The 20816-nt window shown below is 69.0% G+C and carries 14 protein-coding genes; 7 read left to right on the top strand and 7 right to left on the bottom strand.

The genetic code is table 11. The annotated features are described in order from the left end of the window. Window positions 1–139: 139 nt before the first annotated feature. Complete coding sequence (locus ACI78R_RS07245; RefSeq protein ID WP_457040177.1) at window positions 140–1048, bottom strand: alpha/beta hydrolase; 909 nt, start codon at window positions 1046–1048, stop codon at window positions 140–142. A gap of 121 nt (window positions 1049–1169) precedes the next feature. Here ACI78R_RS07245 and ACI78R_RS07240 point away from each other — a divergent pair, with 121 nt between their 5' ends. After that, complete coding sequence (locus ACI78R_RS07240) at window positions 1170–2066, top strand: helix-turn-helix domain-containing protein (protein ID WP_457040176.1); 897 nt, start codon at window positions 1170–1172, stop codon at window positions 2064–2066. 7 nt (window positions 2067–2073) lie between these two features. On the opposite strand, the gene ACI78R_RS07235 is transcribed toward ACI78R_RS07240, so the two are convergent. The 3 genes from ACI78R_RS07235 to ACI78R_RS07225 form a co-directional block, all read right to left on the bottom strand. Further along, window positions 2074–3405 (bottom strand): ABC1 kinase family protein, encoded by a 1332-nt coding sequence (locus tag ACI78R_RS07235; RefSeq protein WP_457040175.1) that lies wholly within the window; start codon window positions 3403–3405, stop codon window positions 2074–2076. 28 nt (window positions 3406–3433) lie between these two features. After that, entirely contained in the window at window positions 3434–3895 is a 462-nt protein-coding gene (locus tag ACI78R_RS07230; RefSeq protein ID WP_457040174.1) for an ester cyclase, read from the bottom strand. An 89-nt stretch (window positions 3896–3984) separates the two neighbouring features. After that, a complete protein-coding gene (locus ACI78R_RS07225; protein WP_457040173.1) occupies window positions 3985–5529 on the bottom strand; it encodes a long-chain-fatty-acid--CoA ligase in 1545 nt (514 codons plus the stop codon). 130 nt (window positions 5530–5659) lie between these two features. Here ACI78R_RS07225 and ACI78R_RS07220 point away from each other — a divergent pair, with 130 nt between their 5' ends. Then, the gene (locus ACI78R_RS07220; RefSeq protein ID WP_457040172.1) at window positions 5660–6907 is read left to right on the top strand and encodes a diguanylate cyclase domain-containing protein; all 1248 of its coding nucleotides are present in this window, start codon (window positions 5660–5662) and stop codon (window positions 6905–6907) included. A gap of 640 nt (window positions 6908–7547) precedes the next feature. Here the strand turns inward: ACI78R_RS07220 and ACI78R_RS07215 are convergent. Then, entirely contained in the window at window positions 7548–8051 is a 504-nt protein-coding gene (locus ACI78R_RS07215; protein WP_457040171.1) for a hypothetical protein, read from the bottom strand. A gap of 400 nt (window positions 8052–8451) precedes the next feature. Next, on the bottom strand, window positions 8452–8664 hold the full coding sequence (locus ACI78R_RS07210; protein ID WP_457040170.1) for a hypothetical protein: 213 nt from the start codon (window positions 8662–8664) through the stop codon (window positions 8452–8454). 510 nt (window positions 8665–9174) lie between these two features. Between ACI78R_RS07210 and ACI78R_RS07205 the strand changes: the two genes are divergently transcribed. The 3 genes from ACI78R_RS07205 to ACI78R_RS07195 all read left to right on the top strand — a co-directional run bounded on the left by ACI78R_RS07205 (window position 9175) and on the right by ACI78R_RS07195 (window position 15417). Next, window positions 9175–9507 (top strand): hypothetical protein, encoded by a 333-nt coding sequence (locus ACI78R_RS07205; protein WP_457040169.1) that lies wholly within the window; start codon window positions 9175–9177, stop codon window positions 9505–9507. Window positions 9508–11036: 1529 nt separating this feature from the next. After that, window positions 11037–13049 (top strand): DEAD/DEAH box helicase family protein, encoded by a 2013-nt coding sequence (locus tag ACI78R_RS07200; protein ID WP_457040168.1) that lies wholly within the window; start codon window positions 11037–11039, stop codon window positions 13047–13049. A 238-nt stretch (window positions 13050–13287) separates the two neighbouring features. Continuing rightward, window positions 13288–15417 (top strand): AAA family ATPase, encoded by a 2130-nt coding sequence (locus tag ACI78R_RS07195; RefSeq protein ID WP_457040167.1) that lies wholly within the window; start codon window positions 13288–13290, stop codon window positions 15415–15417. Between the two features lie 664 nt (window positions 15418–16081). Here the strand turns inward: ACI78R_RS07195 and ACI78R_RS07190 are convergent. After that, window positions 16082–16387, bottom strand: coding sequence for a hypothetical protein (locus tag ACI78R_RS07190; RefSeq protein WP_457040166.1), 306 nt, complete (start codon window positions 16385–16387; stop codon window positions 16082–16084). A 570-nt stretch (window positions 16388–16957) separates the two neighbouring features. Here ACI78R_RS07190 and ACI78R_RS07185 point away from each other — a divergent pair. Both ACI78R_RS07185 and ACI78R_RS07180 read left to right on the top strand, forming a co-directional pair. Then, window positions 16958–19036 (top strand): GTPase, encoded by a 2079-nt coding sequence (locus tag ACI78R_RS07185; RefSeq protein WP_457040165.1) that lies wholly within the window; start codon window positions 16958–16960, stop codon window positions 19034–19036. Further along, window positions 19033–20772: a GTPase gene (locus ACI78R_RS07180; protein ID WP_457040164.1), complete on the top strand. Its 1740-nt coding sequence runs from the start codon at window positions 19033–19035 to the stop codon at window positions 20770–20772. Before ACI78R_RS07185 ends, ACI78R_RS07180 begins: the two co-directional genes overlap by 4 nt. Window positions 20773–20816 lie beyond the last annotated feature (44 nt).

Raw genomic sequence — 20816 nt, 5'->3', positions numbered from 1 at the left:
GCGCTAGAGGCACCCGGATGCGGACCCGGGTCCGTCGGAGCCCGAGGCCTCGTCGTCCGCACGACGACGAACCTGCCCGTAACCTACGACAGGTGGCGGCCGGTGACCGACGTCGTCCGGCTCCCGTCGCCGGCGGAGGTCAGGTCAGGTGGCGGCGGAACCAGTCGAGCTGCGCCGGCGCCGAGCGCTCGAACGCCTCGCCCGTGTAGGCCTCGAAGTGGCCGACCGGCAGCACCAGCAGCTCCTTCGGGTGCCGGGCCCGCTCGAAGTACTCGAGGGTCAGGTCGGCGACGGTGAGGTGGTCCTTCGCGGCCACCACGACCATGAGCGGCGTCGGCGCGATGTCGGCGATGTAGGCGCCCGGCTCGTACTCGATGAACATCTCCACCGAGCGCAGCGTCGTCTCGTTGCGCCACGTAGCCGCCCGGTCCTGGATCGGGCCGAAGAAGAACTCCGAGGTGTCGGCCGTGGGCAGCGCGCACACCTCGGCCGGGTCCTTCTCCCAGGTCACCGGCATCATCGCCGGCGGCTTGCCCTCGTAGCGGGCGGCGCGGTCGGCGTCGAAGGCGGCCCGCAGGTCGGCGAACTGGTCGGACCGGATCAGCCGGCGCGCGTTGGCCAGCCCGCTCACCAGCGGCACCTGGCTCACGACGCACCGCACCCGGCGGTCGATCGCCCCGACGACGAGCACGTGCCCGCCGCTGTAGCTGGACCCCCAGACGCCGATGCGGTCCGGGTCGCACCACGGCTGCGTCTGCGCCCAGGTGATCGCCGTCCGGTAGTCCCGCACCTGCTGCCACGGGTCGATCTCCCCGCGCGGCTCGCCGTCGGAGCTGCCCAGGTTGCGGTTGTCGTAGGCCAGGACGCCGAGCCCGCCGGCGGCGAAGTGCTCGGCGAAGTCGTCCAGGTACATCTCCTTGACGGCGGAGAAGCCGTGCGCCATGACCACCAGGGGCCGGCGGGTGTCGGACGGCCCGTCGTCGGGGGCGTAGTGCCAGCCGCGCAGGGTCACGCCGTCCTCGGTCGCGAACTCGATGTCCTCTCGCATGCGGCCGACCCTGGCTCCCGCCGTCCGGCCGGTCGCGGCGCTGCCTGCACGCCCCGCGGCGATGCCTGCAGGCCTTGATGCGCGGCCCGGCCCGGAGTTGGCTGCGCGGGAGGAGGTGCCCGTGACGCTGACCGTCGAGCGCTGGGACCCTCTCGACGTGCCTCCGAGCGCGCGGGACGAGGCCTTCCGCGAGGCGGTCAGCGCCACCCACCTGCCGTGGTTGCTCGAGTCCGGCCCGGAGGCCCCCGGCGCGACCGAGCTCACCCGCTACCGCATCGGCGACGTCGCCCTCGTCGACTGCCGGTGCGGCCCCTGCGCCGGGTCGCGGGGCCGGGCGCAGCTGGCGGCCACCGACGACGACCTGGTCGGCGTCCTCCTCGTCCGCGAGGGGGTCGAGGTCGTGGAGACAGGCGGCGCGGCGGTCGTCGTCCGCCCGGGGACGGCACTGCTCTGGCGGGCCGACCAGCCCGTCCGCTTCCGGGTGCTCGGGCGGCTGCACAAGTGGACGCTCCTGGTCCCCGCGTCCCGGCTGCCTCCCGGGCCCGCCGGACTGCTCGACGGGCCGGCGGTCCGGTTGGTGAGCGCCCTGGTCGGGACGACGCTGTCCGGCGCCGACACCCTCGACCCGCGGCTGGGGCAGCCGGTGGCCGACGCGCTGGTCGACCTCCTGGCCGGGGCGCTGGCGCCGGTGGACGACGACCCGGCGTGGGCCCGGGTGACTGCGTTCGTGGCCGCGCACCTCCGCGACCCAGCACTGTCCCCGGCGGCGATCGCGGCAGGCTCCTACGTGTCGGTGCGGGCCCTCTACGGGCTGTGCGCCGCCCGCGGGACGACGCCGGCCAGCTACGTCCGCGGGCTGCGGTTGGAGGGCGCCCGCCGGGAGCTCGCCCGGCGGGGGACGGCCGTGAGCGTGGCCGGCGTCGCGCACGCGTGGGGGTTCGGCGACGTCGTCACGTTCGGTCGCGGCTTCCGCGCGGCGTTCGGGTGCACGCCGGACGACGTCCGCCGGGGCCGCTGACGCCGCGTCAGCACCGCGGCTCCGCGGCGTACCCGGGCAGCCACCGGCGCAGCTCGCCGTCGACGGGGACCGTGGCGCCCAGCGAGCAGAGGACGCCGGCGAGCCCGACGGCGACCCGCTGCAGCAGCAGGTGGCGCGGCGGGATCATGAGCCGGCGCTGGGTCCGCGACGCGGCGCTGAACGGGTCGGAGGCGGCCTTGGTCTGCTCCTGCATCCAGGCGCGGGTGAAGGCGAAGGCGGGAGAGCGCAGCGGCCGCAGGTAGGGGTCGAGCAGCGACAGCAGGGCGGCCGGCGTCACCTGGTCCGCCCGCAGCAGCCCCGCCGACGCCGCGATCCGGTGCAGCGCCGCGGCGTCGCCGTCGCGGCCCGCCGCGAGCAGCGGCCCGAGCCGGTGCGGCCAGCCGGACGGCAGGGCCTCGGTCGCGCCGAAGTCGAGGACGCCGAGCCGGCCGTCGGGCAGCAGCCGGAAGTTGCCGGGGTGCGGGTCCCCGTGCAGCCGCCGGGCGCGGGCCGGGGAGGAGGCGAGCAGGCGCGCCAGCAGCAGGCCGGCGCGGTCCCGCTCCTCCCGCGTGCCGGTGGCGATGACGCGGGACAGCGGCGTCCCCTCGAGCCAGCCGGTCACCAGGACGCGGTCCTCGGTGGCGAGCACCTCGGGCACGCAGATGTCGGGGTCGCCGCGGTAGGCCTCGGCGAACGCCATCTGGGCGTCGGCCTCGAGGACGTAGTCGACCTCCTCGACCAGCCGGGCGCGCAGCTCCGCGAGCAGCTGCCGGGCGTCGAGGCCCGGCATCGCCGCCTGCATGAGCGGAGCCGCCGTCTGCAGCATCCCGAGGTCAGCGACCAGCGCCTCCCCGGCACCCGGGTACTGCACCTTCACCGCCACCGGGGTGCCGTCGGACCAGGTGGCCCGGTGCACCTGCCCCACGCTGGCCGCCGCGACCGGCCGGTCGTCGAAGTCGCGCAGCAGCCGGCGCCAGGTCGTCCCGAACGCCGTCTCCAGCTGCTGGTGCACCATCGCCGCCGGCATGGCGGGCGCGGCGTCCTGCAGGCGGACGAGCGCCTCGCGGTAGGGGCCGGCCAGCTGCTCGGGCAGCGCCGCCTCCATCGCCGACATCGCCTGGCCGACCTTCATCGCGCCGCCCTTGAGCTGTCCGAGGGTGGCGAACAGCTGCTCGGCGGTGCGCTGCTGCACCTGGGCGGCGACCAGTTCGGCCGGCCGCCCGCCGATCCGCCTGCCGAGGCCCACGGCGGTGCGGCCGGCGAACGCCGCGGGCAGCGCGGCGAGCCGGGCGGTGCGGGCGAGGCGGCTCGACGTCGGCCGGCCGTCCCCGGAGGTCACCACCCCGCCCGCCGGTCCGGAACCCCGCTCAGCCGCCCATGCCGGGCGCGGGCGGGAGCACGCCGGCCTTGGTCAGCCAGCCGAGCCAGTCACCGATGTGCCAGGCCTCGGACACCCGGTCCCCGGTCCAGTGCAGGACGTGCGCGCCGTCGGCGGACGCGTGGTTCCCGGTCGGTTCCACCCCCGGGAGCAGCGGCGTCGTCCCGGTGAGGTCGGCCTCGGCCGTCCAGCGGTGCACGGAGGTGGTCCCGTCGACGACGTGCTCGTGCACCTGGACGTGGATGCCGGAGAAGCCCGAGCGGAAGGCGGCGACGAAGTCGCGCAGTCCGTCGCGGTCCATGTCCGGGAACGGGGGCCCGTGGTAGACGAGGTCCTCGGCGAACACCTCGTCGACGGCGGATATGTCCCCCTGCTCCCAGGCCGCCATGAAGCGGATCATCGCCTCCCGCGCCCGGTCCTTCGAGACCGTCGAACCCGTGGTCTGGGTCATGGCAGCAGCTCCTTCCGCATGCGATCCCGACGACGTCCCCGATGCTCCTCGGGCGAACGTCCCGGACCAGGGACTTCCGCCCCCGAGCGTCAGTGCACGGCCCGCTCCTGCCCCGCCCAGTAGGGCGCGCGCAGCTCCCGCTTGAGCACCTTGCCGGCGGCGGACAGCGGCAGCGCCTCGACGACCTCCATCGACCGCGGCGTCTTGTAGCCCGCGAGCCGGTCGGCGCAGAAGTCCCGCAGCTCGTCGAGCGTCACCGTGGCGCCCGAGGCCGGGACGACGACGGCGTGCACGCGCTCGCCCCAGGTCTCGTCGGGGACGCCGATGACCGCGCACGTGGCCACCGCCGGGTGCTGGGCGAGGACGCTCTCAACCTCGACCGAGTACACGTTCTCCCCGCCGGAGATGATCATGTCCTTGAGGCGGTCGGTGAGGGAGACGTAGCCCTGCTCGTCCATCCACCCGGCGTCGCCGGTGTGCATCCAGCCGCCGCGCAGCGCCTCGGCGGTGGCCTCGGGCCGGTCCCAGTAGCCGAGCATGACGTTGCCGCCGCGGACGACGATCTCGCCGACCTCGCCGCGGGGCAGCTCGGCGTCGTCCGGCCCGACGACGCGCACCTCGGTGCAGGGCGCGGCACGCCCGACGGTGCGCCGGTGGACGGCGTCCTGGTGGTCCTCGGGGGTGAGCAGGGTGGCGATCGGCGCGAGTTCGGTCATGCCGTAGGCCTGCACGAAGCTGGCGTTGGGGAAGCCCTTCATGGCGCGGCCGAGCAGCGCGTCGGACATGGGGGAGGCGCCGTAGAGGACGCGCCGCAGGCTGGTCAGGTCGAACTCGTCGACCCGCGGGGAGTCGACGGTCAGCTGGATCATCGTGGGGACGAGCAGGACGTCGGTGACGCGGTGCTCCTGGACGGCGGAGAGGACGGCGACCGGGTCGAACGCCGGGATCATCACCTGCGTGCCGCCGACCACGCAGCCGGCGACCCAGGCGGAGAAGTCGGCGAGGTGGAACATCGGCGCGGCGTGCAGGTAGACGCGGTCGCCCGGGGTGGGGACGCCGGCGAGGTAGCCCATGGACGACGTCAGCAGGTTGTCGTGGCTGAGCATGACGCCCTTGGACCGGCCGGTGGTGCCGCCGGTGTAGAAGACGCTGGCGAGTGCGTCGGCGCCGCGGCGGGCGTCCTCGACCGGCTCGTGCGCGCTCACCAGCTCCTCGAGGGCGAGCATGCCGCCGGGGGTGGGGCCGTCGCCGGCGTGGACGACGTGCTCCAGGCCGGGGCAGGCGGCGCGGATGCCGTCGACGCACCCGGCGAGGGCGTCGTCGACGACGAGCACCCGGGCACCCACCTCGGCGAGCGACTCGGCGATCTCCGGGACGCTCCAGCGGAAGTTCACCGGGACGACGACGCCGCCGGCCCACAGCGTCGCGGCGAGGAACTCGGAGTACCGGTCGGAGTTCAGGGACAGGATGGCCGCGCGGTCGCCGTCGCCGATCCCGAGCTCCTGCAGGGCGGCTGCGAGGCGGGCGATCCGGTCGACGGACTCGGCGTGGGTGCGGACGCGGCCGGCGCAGACGGTGGCGACCTCGTCGGGCCGCTGCTGGACGTGGCGATGCAGACCCTGGGTGACGTACACGGGGACCTCCCTGTCCGGTGGAGGCTCCGCATCGTGACGGCGACGGCGACGGCGCGGCCAGAGGCGGACGGCCCTGCGGCGGCGCGCGGCGTGTTCCCGGGGTGACGCGGCGCCACTAGGGTGCGCGCGCGTGAGCGCCGCCGTCGAGACGCCCGTCCTGCCCTCCCCGCGCGCCGCCGTCGCGGAGCCCGCGCGGCTGGCCGCGATCGGCAGCTACCGGTTGGGCGGGCACGCGGGCGTCGCGGACCTCGACGCCGTCGTCGCCTACATGGCGCGGACGGTGGAGGCGCCGATCGCGATGATCAACCTGGTCGGCCCGGACGAGCAGTGCTACCCGGCCGAGAAGGGCGCCGGGGCGCCGTACTCGCACGTGCCCGACGAGCTGTCGTTCTGCGCGTACGTGGTGGCGCTGCGGGAGCCGCTGCAGGTGGCCGACGCGCTCGACCACCCGGTGTTCCGCGACAACCCGGCGGTGGCGGCCGGCGCCATCCGGTCCTACCTCGGGGTGCCGCTGGTCGACGAGGACGGCTTCGTCCTCGGCTCGCTCGGCGTCTTCGACGACGAGCCGCGGGCGTTCTCGCAGGCGGAGCAGGCGCTGCTGGAGAACCAGGTCCGGCTGGTGCGCAGCGTGCTGTCGCTGCGGCGGCAGGTGGCCGCGCACTGCTGGGACAAGGGCCTGCTGGCGGCGCAGGGGCGGACGCTGGAGGCGGTCGCGGCGGGGCTGCCGCTGGAGGCGGTGCTGGACACGCTGGCGTCGTCGACGGCGTCGCTGGCTCCGGAGGCCGACGCCGATCAGGAGCGGCGGCTGCACGAGGCGGTGGACCGGCTGACCGCGGTGGCGACCAAGGCCGACGGGTGGAAGCAGGCGCTGCTGCGGTCGGCGCGGCAGGACCCGCTGACCGGGCTGGCCAACCGCAGCCACCTGCTCGACACCGGCCGCGCGGCGCTGGCGGTCGGGGGAGCGGTGCTGTTCGTGGACGTCGACCGGTTCAAGGAGGTCAACGACCGCGGCGGGCACGCGGTGGGCGACCAGCTGCTCGTCCGGCTCGCCGACCGGCTGCGCCGGCACGTGGAGCGGGAGCTGCCGGGGGCGGTGGTCGGCCGGCTGGGTGGGGACGAGTTCGTGGCGGTGCTGCCGGGGGTGTCCGCCGCCGCGGCGGAGGCGATCGGGCACGGGCTCGCCGCCGTGCTGGTGGACGAGGTCGAGGTGGGACGGCGGACGGTGCGGGTGTCGGCCTCCATCGGCCTGGCGATGGCTGCGCCCGGGACGACGCTGGATGAGGTCCTCACGCTGGCGGACCGGGCGATGTACGGCGCCAAGGAGCGCGGCCGCGGCGTCCTGCACAAGGTTGAGGCTGGGGGCCTATCAGGCTCGTAGGCGCGCGCCTCGGTCCGTGTCCTGTCATCAATGCGTCACGTCGCCACGGCACCGTCAGCCTCAACGAGCTGCACGGCGTACTTCGCGATGGCCATGCTCCACTTGATGTTCTGGTGGCCGCTTCGCCGTCGTTCCGGTTGAGCGACAATTCGTCCCACCGATGTATTCAATTCGGCGGCCTGGCCCGCTCATGGCCACCCAGCGGAAAGCGGGGTCCAAAAGAGGTTCAAGCAGGCCCTCCGAAGGCTCCGCCAGAGCCTCCTGCAGCCGGCCGACAGCGGTGGCGCCCCCGCCGGGCGCACGGCCGGGGACGACGTGGCGGCGGGCGGCCGTCCGCGCGCGACCGGGGTGCGGAAGCAGTTCGCGGACGACCTAGAGCGGCTCAACCGCGACCTCGCCGACTGGTGGGATCCCGACTTCCTCCGGCCGCGGCTAATCCTGCTCGGCCCGATCGCGCTGCGCGCGCACAGGGATGAGCAGGCCGTCGCCCGGTCCGGGCTGCGCCGCCGCCACGAGGAGGCGGTCACCTACCTCGCCACCCGCCTGCACGGAGCCACCGTCGACGAAGCCGCGACCGCGCTGCAGCCGGCCCGCGGCGGGAAGAGCGACCCGGTCAGCGCCCGCGCCTACGTGCACCGGATCACCGCCGCGCCCGCGCCTGGCTCGGCACCGACCCGCTACCGGTGCGAAGCACCTCAGCTCCGGACACCACGGCCCCTACACGCTGACCAACGTCCTCATCGACGCCGATCCCTTCCGCCAGCTGCGCGCCCGTGCCGGTGTCCGCGACGGCAAGCCCAACCTGCTGGCCGCGCTCGGAGTGGTGTCCGGACCGCCCTTCGCGCAGCGGCCCACCGGCTAAGAGTGGCTCGGCAGCCTGGACCTCACTCTCACCGCGGCGATTTGCGACGTCGCCCATCAGGTCGTTACCGCAGCACTCGCTGACGGCGACCTGGACGCCGCCCGCACCGCCAGCGCCACCGCGCTCCCGGTTGCGCCTGACGACGAGAGAGTCCTGCTCGACGCCATGGGAGTCGCCTATCGCGGAGGCAATCGCGCCGGAGCCGCGAACTATGTCGCACGCATCATCGATGTCAATGACGGTGACGACGATGGACCTACCGCTCAGCACCGCCCAGACCATCGACCGTGCTTGCTGTCAGCACCTCAATCGCGCCTCGTGAGAGATGCACGGTGGTCGCGATGGGAACGCAACGTTCGGTGTCCAGCTGGGCACGGTCGCTGCGTATTCCGACGTCTCCGTGCTGGACAGCGTGCGCAGCCGCTCAGGGTGATAGGTGCAGGGTGCCGGACGGGTCGTGCGTTGACTGCGACCGCTGGCCTCGCTGGCCCCGCTGCAGCCATGGCGGTGACCGCATTTGAGGATTGACCCGCCGGCAGCGACGACCCCTGCGTCGAGGTTGACGATGGCCGAGGTAGCTCGCCGACGTTCTGGTCGTCACGGTGAGGGTGTGCGTCGACCGCAGACGCCGAGCCGTCACATGGGTCAGCTATGGGCAATCTCTTTGGCCACCTTGCGGAGGTCACTGCGGTTTCGACACAGCACCGACCGAGCGCACCGCACGCGCTAGCGCGGCGAGGACGATGCCTTCGGGCTTTCCCTTGTGCGTCCGTGCTACCTCGTTGACCTTTCGCTGCGCCTCAGCGGTGGCATCCTTCGGCACCGCGCGCATGTGGCCCGGGACGGCCTTCTGCAGGTTCGCGGCGAGTTCCATATCGAATTTGAACGTGGCCATGAGTGGCTCCGTCCTGTCGGGCTGCGCCTGTTGCGTCGACCCGGACTAGTCCGGACCGTATGTGGTGGAGCTCACAGGAGGCGAGCTCAATCGCCCAACGAGGCCTCGGCCATGTCATCGGTGAGTCTCGCGCCGCCAGCAGGATCAAGGTCGATTCCCATGGCATCGTGCAATCGCTCCAGCTCGGTCAACACCTCGGGGTGCGGTCGGCCGGCATGGGTAGGCCGACCGCATCGATGCGATGCTCAAGCCCAGCCATGTCGCGGCCCGCGGCCCGCGGCTCAGGTCTAGGTGGAGATGCGGAACGGGCGTCTGTCGCGCCTCGCGTCGCCGATCAATCACGGGTTTGTAGGGGTCGAGGTACCCGCCAATGGTAGACCCTGCCTCCTCGGGCCCGAGCCCAAGGACGGTGCGCCGCCGACTTGCCGGATCACTCCAACGAGCGGACAAATCGCGATTCGGCCGTGTCTAAACCGGTTGCTGTCCTCGGTCGGTGTAACAGTCGCCGCCATGGAGCAGAAGTTGTGGCAGGCGCACCGTGGCGTCCCCCGTCGCACTGCGACGGTGCGTGGCGCGGGTGACCTCGGCCTGCCGGCCACAGTCGACATCATGGCGGCGATCAGCGATCAGGACGACCTCCGCGGTCAGGCGTCCTACATCCAGCTTTCGGTGCCGGGCGTGGGTCCGGCGCTGGCGTGGGTTGGCGTCCCGGGTGGCGGTCAGCGCGACGGTCGCTTCGTTCACCCGCTGAGCGGGGAGACATGGCCCTGGGGGCAACTGCACTGTGCTGTCAGATTCGCCATCGACTACGCACGCGACGGTGGCAGCGCAGCAGGCGACTAACCGAGCAACGGTCGTCGCTCGAGGAAGTCTTGGGGGAGCCGGCAGTTGCGGCGGCGCCCGGAGTGCTTACATATTTGGCACCCGGGCGGATGCGGCAGTATTGCGTGAGCGGCGACTCCGATCACATCCCGATTCCAGGCCCTCGCGAACGAACGTGCGTCTCGCGGAGGCCCACACGTCCAAACTCGAGGAACTCGCGCATCTCGGAAGGTGCGAGGGCGGCCTCCAGAACCATGGGAGCCCTCTCCTGTGAGGCGCTCGTCGGCGGATAGCGCTCAATAAGGGCGGGCGTTATAAACCCTCAGCGAAGGGTGTCTGCTGCGGAGGCTCAATCCGCTGCCGAGCGAACAAGAGGGCGGTCCTTGTCTATCTCGCCTTGGCCGCTTTCCGCGGCCGCCCATTGCTCAAGAGACTTCCCCCAAGCCTCCAGCGGGATGTCGCCACGCTATCTCGGTCGTACCAGGCCACAAGGCGCGAAGCAGACGATCTCCTCTTCGCCGTCGCTGATCGGACTAGCTCGACGAGTTCATCGCGACTATGGACGTCGGCATGCGCCTTTCGGGTGCTCTATACTTCTACGTGCCAGGTGTGACCTATACCCCACCAGTCATTCGCGTTTACGAAGGCTATGCCACGGTTCTAGCGGGGCGCAGCGACTTCGCTGACGTCACAAGGCTCAATCGCATAAATCGAAAGGTCGCGTACCTGTCTTACCCCGCGTTCGACAAAGAGGCACACCGCTCTGGCCGCATCGCTGACATGCGCCCTGAAGTCGTTCGACGTCCGTGTGCGCGACTCTCGGTCGTGCGCGAATGCCCCGATCCTGCACCGCAAGGACTCAATTGCCCCGCTTGACTAGCCCGTGAGAGGCAAGTTCGCGCGCGCCTGACCAAGCAGGAGGAGCGAGCTGGCCTCCTTGGTGCGGCGAATATCGATAATAGCCAGGCTCGGGAGAGAGGGTTGCAAGAGGCTGAATCTGTGGTTCGAGGGCACCGGCTGTTGAAGAGGAAGTCCCCCGAACCCGCTCTGGCGCCCTAGTGCATCGTTCCAAGAGGGCATCGCCGGGCGCCTCGCGCCTTATGGAGCACTGCCGGCCAATACGGGCTCTCCGGGCGAGCCGCGGCAACTTCTCACGGTGTGCCGGCAGGACACAGCCGTCGACGACTTGCTCCGACGGCACTGACTCGAACCGTCGGCGGCCGCAACTCCGGCGGGTGACTAGGCGCGTCTTTCCGACCAGTTAAGCCGCTCCCCAGGTAGATTGGCGCGGAGCGCAAGGCCTGGGCGTGCCCAGGAAAGAGCAGGGATGGGACGATGCGACACGGATGCAGCACACTTGCTTCCTTCAACAGGGGCTCTGAACGCCATGACCGTGGCGCGCCGGCTTACCCAGTCGACCGCCTCCCATGAATGAGCATGGTCTTCGTTCCGCCCTATACGCCGTGAAGCGTACGTGGTGGGTGCCCAGGGATCCCGTCGTCGACGCGGTCCTGATTCCCGCGCTCACGCATGCTACGGGTTTCGAGTGCATGGCCGGCTACTTCGGTGGCGGTGTGCTCCGCGACCTCGCGCCCGGCCTCGCCTCTTACATCGTTCGCACGGGTGCACCGATCCGGTTGCTCGTGAGTCCAGTTCTGTCAGAGGAGGACCAGGCGGCCCTGCGGGGCGGTACTGCCCATGACGTCGAAGGCCTGGCAGTATCGGCCATCGAAGCTGCGCTCAATGATGAGCTGGCGCTGACCAGCGCCCTTGCGCAGCATACGCGCCAGTGCCTCGCTTACCTGGCGAAGGTCGGGCGGCTCGAACTGCGAGTCGTCCTCATGAAGACCGGCATCTTCCATCCGAAGCAGTGGACCTTCATGGACGGCGATGACATCGCGGTCCTGTCCGGCAGCGCCAACTTCTCGCACCGTGCGGTGGCAGACAATGTAGAGAAGCTTCACCTGCAGTCCACTTGGAGCGGCGATGGCGAGGATTGCCTTGAGGCGGTCGAAGTCTTTCGCCAATACTGGGAGAACAAATTCCTTGATCACGCCGTCTCGGTAAGTCTTGATCGTGCGGTCGCTGAGAACCTGCTGCAGCCGTACGACAGCGGCGCTGTCCCTCGCCCGGAGGACTATGAGAAAGCACGGACGCTGGAGGGGTACCCGACCGTGGTCACTGCAGACAGATCCAAAGACCTTTTCGTCATTCCACCTGACGTCCGCTGGGAAGACGGCCCCTATGCCCATCAGGGCGAGGCTGTGCACCGCTGGGAGAATGCTGGGCGACGAGGCGTCCTCTGCATGGCGACCGGCGCCGGGAAGACCATCAGCGCGTTGATCGCCGCCCAGAGACTTTGGAAGGAGAAGGGCGGTCTGCTCGTTCTTGCTGCAGTTCCAACCCTTCCACTTGTGGCGCAATGGACCGAAGAGATGCGGGCATTTGGGCTTGAGCCCTACAACACTCTAAGGGGCTCGGGCGACCATCATATCAATCACATTGCAGAGCAGCTTGAGTATCTCGAGTATGGCGTCTCTTCCGTGGAGGCGACCGTGGTTACCCACGACCTGCTGAAGCGTCCGCAACTACGGGCCTTATTGGAGCAGCATCGGTCAAGAGTGATCCTGATTGCTGATGAAATGCACAATCTTGGCACGCAAGCGTTCATATCCAACCCGCCGGAACTCGAGTACAGGCTTGGCTTATCCGCAACCCCCGAGCGGCAGTATGACAGCGCCGGCACAAAGGCGCTTCTAGAGTACTTCGGAGAGGTCGTCTTCGAGTTCGGATTAAGGGAGGCGATCGGGCTGTGTCTGGTCCCGTACCAGTATGAATTGCACCCCGTTCGGCTCAGCGACGAAGAGAATCTTCAGTATGTCGAGCTGTCAGCGAAGATCCGCCAGGCTTACGCGCGGAGCGGAGGCGCGGACGATGTAAATGCCGCCACGCAACGACTGCTAGAGAAGCGGCGCCTCATTCTGGAGTCGGCTTCCGGCAAGGTCAGTGAGCTTGAGCGTCTACTCAGTCAGCAGAGCCTGAGGGATCTCAGATACACCCTGATCTACTGTACGGACAAGAACGGCGCCCAACTCCGCGAGGTCAACGCCATGCTGCGACGACTTGGGATTCGATTTCATCAGGTGACAAGTGAGGAGACGCAGAAGCCGGCCACACTCGAGCGCACTATCGCTGCATTCCGCAGCGGCAGCATCCAGTGCCTCACGGCCATGCGTGTCCTCGACGAGGGGTTCAACCTCCCTGAGATCGCAACCGCTTACGTGCTAGCGAGCACGACCGTGCGGCGCCAATGGGTGCAGCGTCGGGGTCGGGTCTTGCGACTGTCCCGCAGCACGACTAAACCGTTCGCGACCATCCACGACCTGATTGTCCTACCGCCAGACGATGTCACTGGTGACCCCGACGCCCGCCGACTCGTGAAGGCGGAATTGGAGCGGGCAGATGAGTTCGCACAGCTAGCGGCGAACAGAGACCGAGCAGATGGACCCGCAAGTGTTGTCCAGGAGTTGGAATCAGAGTATGTCGTGTGGGGGGTGCGATAATGTCTGCGATTCAGCAGCGTCATCTGCTTGAGGTCCTGCAGGGACAAATCGAGAAGATTCCCGAGGGCGAGCGGGTGGCCGACTATAGGCAGCAGCTGAAGGACCACTTGATCACTGTTCTCGCGATGGAACGAGACCACAGGACAAAGGGCGGGAACATCGTGGTGAATGTGACTGGACAGGTTGAGTTGCTCGCCCGGAGCCTGGCGAATGGCTCTTGGATGCCTGGAGTCGGCGAGTGATTCGCCTGCGTGGAGCGAGGTTCACCAATTTTAGGGGACTGCGTGATGTGCAGGTGGAGTTTGCTGCGGAAGGCGAGCATCCCTTAACTGTCATCCGAGCTGAGAATGCCACTGGCAAGACATCGATGTTGTACGGGCTCACTTGGTGTTTGTTCGGGGATCCCGGACTGCCAGTCTCGACTCGTCGACGCGGCTCATATCGGATCTCGCCGGTCGACTGGGATGCCGTCAATGACGGTGCAGAGATCAACGTTGAGGTGGCCGTCAAGGTCACTGTGGGAGACGATGTACACGCGGAGGACTACGAGATCATCCGAAGTGCGACCGAGACCGTCCGTGACAACGGGTTCGATTATACGCCGTCGTCGGTCGTTGTATACAAGGAAACGAGCGGCGGAAGCTCGGCGCTCCCTAACCCGACGACCTTCCTTGAGCTCGATCTGCTGCCTATCGCGCTGAAGGACATCTTCTTCTTGGATGGCGATGAGGCGCTCAAAGACTACGTTGAGTCTGCGCGGGATGATACGCGCAAGAACGTTCGAGACGCCGTGCGAAATTTGCTTGGACTGGAGGTCCTGGAGCAGGCGCAGAAGCACCTTGACCTTGTCCGCAGGCAGAGCTCCGCGGCGGTCAAGAACGAAAGTACCGGTGAACTAGCGAGCGTCTCGGATCGTCTACTAAATATCGACGCCGAGATCGAGCAGTTGACCGATGAGGTCGCAGATCTCCAACAGGACGTAAAGGCGGCGGAACAGAGACATGAAGCTGCCGATCGACAGCGTAGTGAGGTCCTTGCCAACGGCGGCCAGGAAACCAAGGCTCTAGAAGCTCAGGAACGGGCCGCACGAGCGCAGGTAAGGGCCGCGCAGGAGGGAGAAGCTGAACTCATCAAGCGTCAGCGAGCGCTACTTAGTAGTCCGGATCTCCTGCATGTGATTGCGCGGGATACGCTACTGCAGGCGGCGGAGACATACGAGCAGTTGCGGCGAGAGCACAAGATCCCCAACGCTTTGCCTGAACTTGTGCGCGAGCGACTCCGACATGGGGTCTGCATCTGTGGAGCTTCGCTGGAACCCGGAACGCCGGGCCACTCACACCTGAGCCAGGAGCTCGCGGAGTCAGAGCGATACGACGACGCCCATAGAGTTCTTACCGAGCTAGCCGCGCTTGCGGTGACGGCCATCACAACGTCCGAGCCGGGTGATCGAAGCTGGTTCACGCAGTCGCGCGACAACACTACGGCGTGGCTGACGGCGCGAAAGGCCATCGGCGAGAATGAAGTCCTGGCAAAAGAGCTTGAAGTAAGAATCCGTAACGCCTCGCAGTCGGGGGATTTCGAAACGGCCGACAGTCGTCGCAGTATGGAGTTCGCCAACCTCAAGGACGTTCGGGCCAGGCTGAGTGCCCAGGAGTATGCGCTGGCTTCCCGCCAGAAGGAGCGCGAGACTTTACGTAAGCAGTTCGAGACGCTGCAGCGAAAAGAGACTCGTTTCCGACGAAGGTTGGCTGAGCAGCAAGCGGTTCAGGATATGCTGAATGTGATCTCGGGGACGATCACGGTGCTGCAAGACGAGACGGTCGATCGTGTCGGTGGCGAAATGAACGCGGTCTTCCAGCAGCTGGTCGCTGCGGCGCCAGGGGAGCTTGACTCAGCGCCGGCTGTAGCGGATGCGGTGGTGCAAGAGATCCGGCTCACGAGAACCTGTGACATCGTGGTGCTGGGGCCTCTGGGCAGAGAAATTATTCCAAGCAATGGTCTCTCGGGTGCTCAGCGTCGGGCTCTTACAATCGCATTCATCCTCGCATTGACCAAGATCAGCGGGGTCTTCGCACCGCTGGTCATCGATACACCACTGGGCATGACGAGTGGGACGATCCGACGCGCACTGTTGGCGAATACGCTCAAAAATAGTCAGCAGGTAGTGCTATTCCTGACGAGGGATGAAATTAAGGGTGTCGAGGACATTCTCGACGAAGCGGCGGGTCTCCACTACACATTGACCAACACGCAACATGCTATGCATGCCCTAGACCCCGGCTTCGCCAAGGATCGACCAATGGAGGTAATCGTCTGTCAGTGCAGGTACGACTCCAGTTGTAGTGTCTGTGCGCGGAAGGTGGATTGACCATGGCTGCGATGATCAACCCCTTCCAGAGTCAGCAGTTTCACGTTCCGTTGGCCAGGCATGACTTCTTGCGGTCGCTCAGCGCTCAGCAGGGCGGTGATGACCCGGGGCGCGTTGCGGGTGCGGATATCCCGTTTCCGCGAATGGTCGACGCGTGGCTGCTAGCGGTCGCTATGGGGAGGGAGGATGGTATCTTCACGCGCGTGGGCCCGGGTGGTGTCGAACTAAAGGCTGTCACGGCCCTGAGCGTGCTAAACAATAATCCTGCGGCTGTTGCATTCCTGATGCATGTCGCAGTAGCTCACGAGGGGGATGCTTATGTCGTCCAGAGTCCGGCTCGCGTGGTGCAGATCGCAGATGGGTACGCGGTGTCAGGGTGTGAGTCATTGGCTGAGATGATCGGCGGATCGACGGGCAGTCGTGTGCTGAACCTCAGTCGGGCTCTGACTGATAGATACAGCACGACGCCGAGCCGGTAGGCGTGCAGGCGCAGCGGCGGATCCGGAGAGTACGCGGATGGAGAGCTGAACGAGTCGCGACCGTGGAGCAGACGGTGCTCGACTCAGGTCGTCCGCGGCGGGCAGGCGGCGACCGCCGCGGCGAGCAGATCGGCGGGGGACCAGCCGCCGCGGATCTCGGTGGTGACCGCGGCGACCAGGGCCGGCTACGCCGGATCGGTCGGCACTCGCGGCCCGGGCTCGCCGGGTAGCAGGGCGGCGCACCAGTCCGGGCGGATCACGTCGGCGCCCGGCGCGGCGGCGACGGTGGCCGGGGCGAGGTGCGGGACCAGCCGCCACGCCAGCGCGGCGGCGGGTAGCTCCTCGTGCAGCGGCCGCGCGCCCACCGCGGCCAGCAGGCCGGCGGCGTCGAGGCTGGCGCGGTCGGCGGCGGCCAGCCGGTGGGGCCTCGACCTCGCCGACGGCGGCCGCGGCGCGTGGCCCGGCCGGGTGACGGAGCGAGCCTCGCACACCGGACATCACCCACCTTGGTCATCCACGACCCGTCGGCCCCCAGCTCGCGCAGTGGGCCTGAGGCGGCCGCCGTTGACTAGGCTCGCTGACCGGTGGCTCGGACGGACCTCTGCGGGCAGACGCCACCGATCCGAGCGGGTCGGGCCTCTGCATCGGCGTCCTGTACCGCGTGAACTGCCTGATGTGCTGCCGTCTGCGCACATCCCGCCTGGACTCGGGAAGGGCAGTCGCCCATCCATCATCGGTATCTCTCGGATTCACCGCGAGCGGGTGGCGGCACCTTTGGATGACACGCTCGCGCGACGTGCGGAGCCATCAAGCTCCTGCGTTATAGCGTGCGCCGGCTGGCTGGACGGGGCCTGAGACGCGACGGCGATACGCCGACCCGCGGCAAACGATCGAGGTAGGGGCGCCCTCGTGTGGCAGATGAGCGGTTGAGCCGGACGGATGCGATGAAGTCAGCGCCTCCGTTACGTGGGCAGCGGGCCGGCGCGGGGTTGGAGTGGGCGCGGGCCGTGCTCTACGGGCGGGATGAGGTGACCTGCACCTTTCCCTCGGCCCTCCGCGCGGTGGTGGAGAAGCAGGTGTTGTCGCTGGCCGCCGGGCTAGAGGAGACGGCGACGGCTCTCAGTCGTCGCCTCATCGCCGATGCCGACGTCTCGAAGGCGCTCGAGGAGCTGTCGGAGGTCCTCGCGGGACAGGCTGCGGCGCTCCGCGACGCTGCGGCGACATCCCCCGGCGACGTGGACGAACGGCCGTTCCGCGTGGTTCTGATGGGGCGGACGATGTCCGGCAAGAGCACGCTGTTCGAGCTTCTATCGGCGGGGGACGGCGCCCGCGTCGGCGACGGGCGGCAGAGGTACTCCCGGGACTCCTGCCTCCGACCGGTCCGGGCCCTCGGCATCGAGGTCGTGGACACCCCAGGCGTCGGTGCCCTGGACGGCCAGGCCGACTTCGAGGCCGCCTTCGCGGAGGTTCCGCACGCGGATCTCATCGTGTGGGTTGCGGCCAACGATGCGACCCAGGAGCAGACAGGGAAGGCCCTGCGCATCCTGGCAGCAGCAGGCAAACCCCTGCTGGTGGTGCTGAATTGCCGCGCGGACCTCGATGACGAGATCGGCTGGCTCGACGTCACGGAGGAACCCCAACGGGTCTTCGATCAGAGCGAAGGCCACCTCAACGTCATCCAGCGGCACCTTGCCCGGGTGGGTGGCCGGCCCGTGGGCACGGTCCTGCTGCATGCCCAGGCGGCGCTGCGCGCTTCGGCGGGGCAGCACGACGAGGCCACGTCGCGCCTGCTGTACAGGAACAGCCGCATCGACGATCTGATGCAAGCCCTGGCAGCCGAGCGGACTCAGTCCGCGGAGGCGCGCCGCCTGCTGCGGGTCGGCGATCAGCTGCGCGAGCGGTGCGTGGAGACCGCGGTGCTTTTCCGACACAGGAGCAGTGCAGCTCACGCCGAAGCCCAGGCGCGGTCGGGACTGCGGCAGGCCTTCGCGCGGCGAGCCAACCGCCGCATCGACGACGCCGAGACGCAACTGCTGGCGGCGACGACCGCGGTGTTGAGAGCGCGCGCGCAGTGGCACGACGAGGTCGACCTCGAGTCGGACGTCGCCGCGCAGTGGCGCGCCGAGGCCGAGCTGATCCAGACGGAGCTCGTGGAAGCGGTCACCCGGGTCGCCCAGCGGCTGAACGACGACATCCAGGAGATCGGGGCCGACTGCGCGGATGACTGGAAGCACTTCACGCCGGACGGCGTGCGCGACCTGACCGGATTCGGCGATGTCTGGTTCAACCGGGTCGGCAGGGCGGGTGTCGACCTCGTCGCCGTCACCGCCACGTCCCTCGCGGGCCTGCGAGTCGGCGCGCTCGTCGGGTCGGTGGTCCCCGGGGTGGGCCACATCGTCGGGCCGGCGGTCGGGCTGGTCGCCGGCGCCCTCGCCGGGCTGCTGCTCAACCCGGTGAAGGCGCTGGCCACCGGGCTGGTCGATCGGCTCTTCCGGAGCAAGGACGCTGTTCTGGACCGTCGTCGACGAGAGGTCGAGGCGCAGATGACAGACGTCCTGCAGAAGGCGGAGGACGCCCAGGTCGCGATGGTGGCGGATGCGGTGGCTCAGTGGCGCCGGCAGGTGTCCGGCGAAGCAGCACGGCTGGAAGTCGGTGAAGTCGTCCTTCGGGATGCGACGCACTCCCTTGACCGGCTGGCCGGCACTGTGCGGGAGGCCCTCGGGGCGATCGACGCGGAGACCGTCCGCGCGCTGCTGGGCCTCGCGGGCAGGACGAGAGCGGCGTCGGCTGTGCGCCGGGCCACGAGGTGGCCCGGGGTCGGCGTGGCGGTGGAGCTGCCCGAACCCGCCTTCAGCGAGCTGGCGCTGTTTCCGGTCGCCTCGGCCACTGAACTGCTGTTGCCCACGCCGCTGGCGCCGGGGGCCTGGCCGTCCCGGTCCGCTCTGCATGTGACCCTCGGTCTCCACGCCGGCGACGTGTGGGTCTCCCAGATGACCGCCCAGGACCTATCGGTCCGAGTCGACGGGGCCATTCCGGACGGCATCCGGCAGGCGTGGTCGGACCTGGCCCTCGCCCACTCCGGCTGCGCCGTGACCATCGACGTGCCCCCTCACCCACGTGCTCCCCGGGAGGACGCATGACGCAGATCCTGCTTCACCAGCTGGCCACACAGGCTCCTCCCTTGCTGCAACGGCTCAGGGCGGTGCTGGCCGTCAAGCACGGCCCGAAAGCGGAGGAGTTGCTGGCTCACGCCGTGTTCGAGGAGCGCTCGACGCCGCGCATGGTGTTGACTGGTCAGTTCAGCAGCGGCAAGTCGAGTCTGGTCAAGGCCTTGACCGACGGCGCGGCCGACGTGGTCATCGACAGCGACATCGCCACCGACGAGGTGACCGAGTACACCTGGGACGGGGCGGTCACCCTGATCGACACCCCCGGCGTCCAGGCCAACGTCCGCGAGCACGACCGCCTGGCCGAGGAGGCCATCACCACGGCGGACTTCGTTCTGTTCGTCATGACGGTTGATCTGCTGGACGACGCCTCACGGGGCCTTCTGCGTCGGCTGGCGCTCGACCTAGGCAAAGCGGATCAACTGCTGGTCGTCATCACCCACGCAGCCACCATGTCGGCGCCGGAGGGGCACCGAAGGCAAGTGGTCCGCGAGGCGGTCGGACTGACACGGGACGCCTTCCCGGTGCTGGAGGTCGACTCCGCCTACTACCTGCGCAGCCTGGAGGACGAGCGGCGTCGGCACCTGCTGCGCCGACGGTCGGGCATCGACGAGCTCCGCGAGGCCATCAACCGGATCAGCGAGAATCGGGGCGACCTGGCGATCCTGCGGCAGCGGTTCCAACTCATCCGGCAACTCTGTGACGCCGGGCAGGAACTCTTCGCGGAGAATCCCGAGCAGCGGGCCGGCCTGACTCTCCTCGCGCTTCAGCGACGGACCATGACCGACCGCCGGGCACACATCGACGTGCAGTTCCGCGATGCCGAGGCCAAGTTCAAGCAAAACAGCCGAACGGCCATCGCCGACTTCGTCGACGCCTGCGAACTCGCCGCCCAGCAGACCTACGACGACGAGGTCGCCCGCGCCTCGGCCCGACTCGTCGACGGCTTGAACGAGCACGCCGACAGGTTCGCCGAGGACGTCAACCACCTGGTCGCCCAGCAGTTCGACCGCCTGGGGCTGGACATGCTGGACATCGCCGGCAGCAACCGTGCGGCGGAACTCCTGCGAGCGAGCGGAACGGTTCGGCTGCGGCCGGCCACCGCGCCAGATCCGCGGAGCCCCGGCGCTCCCCGGGCAGGCTCGGGGGCGCACCCCGAGCAGGGCGCGCCGTGGATGCACGAGGTCGGGGAGTGGCTGTCGAACGCCAGGAAGATGTGGGGAGCAGGAGACGGACTCACCGGCTCGTCGGGATCGCTGGGACACGGGGCAGTCAAGGACGTCGGGCACTTCTTCGGTGCGCGGTTCAAGCCCTGGCAGGCCGTCAAGATCGCTGATCGCCTGGGCAAGGCGCTCAAGGTCGCGGGGGTCGCTCTCCAGGTGGCCTCGACCGTCCACGAGGTGTGGCGCGGGGACCGCGAGGCCGTCGCCGAGGTGGAGCGTCAGCGACGTGCGCGTGCGCTGCTCATCACCGAGATCATGGCGATCGCGGATCAGATTGCGGCGGACGCGCACGCCCAGCTGCGGTCCATCGTCGATCCGCCGTTCGAGTCGGCGATGGCGGAGATCGATCGCCTGCGCGATGGGATCCTCGCCGACTCCTCCCAGCGCGATGCCGCTTCCCGAGAGCTGTCCGCCATTGCCGCGGAGGCCGACGCCTTCCTGCGGCGAAGCCAGTCGATACTGGCGCCGACCTCGCAGCCGGACTAGCGCATCGCCCGGGGCGCCGTTCTGCTCGAGCCGGTCGGCGCAGC

The sequence above is a fragment of the Geodermatophilus sp. SYSU D01106 genome, from assembly GCF_054049995.1.
Note: the sequence above shows the minus strand (reverse complement) of the source record. Positions and strands in the feature narration are given on the sequence as shown.

Bases quoted from the DNA above. Each gene is read 5' to 3' on its own strand.
- ACI78R_RS07245 (WP_457040177.1), bottom strand. From the start codon at position 1,048: ATGCGAGAGGACATCGAGTTCGCGACCGAGGACGGCGTGACCCTGCGC.
- ACI78R_RS07230 (WP_457040174.1), bottom strand. From the start codon at position 3,895: ATGACCCAGACCACGGGTTCGACGGTCTCGAAGGACCGGGCGCGGGAG.
- ACI78R_RS07215 (WP_457040171.1), bottom strand. From the start codon at position 8,051: ATGGTCTGGGCGGTGCTGAGCGGTAGGTCCATCGTCGTCACCGTCATT.
- ACI78R_RS07210 (WP_457040170.1), bottom strand. From the start codon at position 8,664: ATGGCCACGTTCAAATTCGATATGGAACTCGCCGCGAACCTGCAGAAG.
- ACI78R_RS07205 (WP_457040169.1), top strand. From the start codon at position 9,175: ATGGAGCAGAAGTTGTGGCAGGCGCACCGTGGCGTCCCCCGTCGCACT.
- ACI78R_RS07200 (WP_457040168.1), top strand. From the start codon at position 11,037: ATGGCCGGCTACTTCGGTGGCGGTGTGCTCCGCGACCTCGCGCCCGGC.
- ACI78R_RS07180 (WP_457040164.1), top strand. From the start codon at position 19,033: ATGACGCAGATCCTGCTTCACCAGCTGGCCACACAGGCTCCTCCCTTG.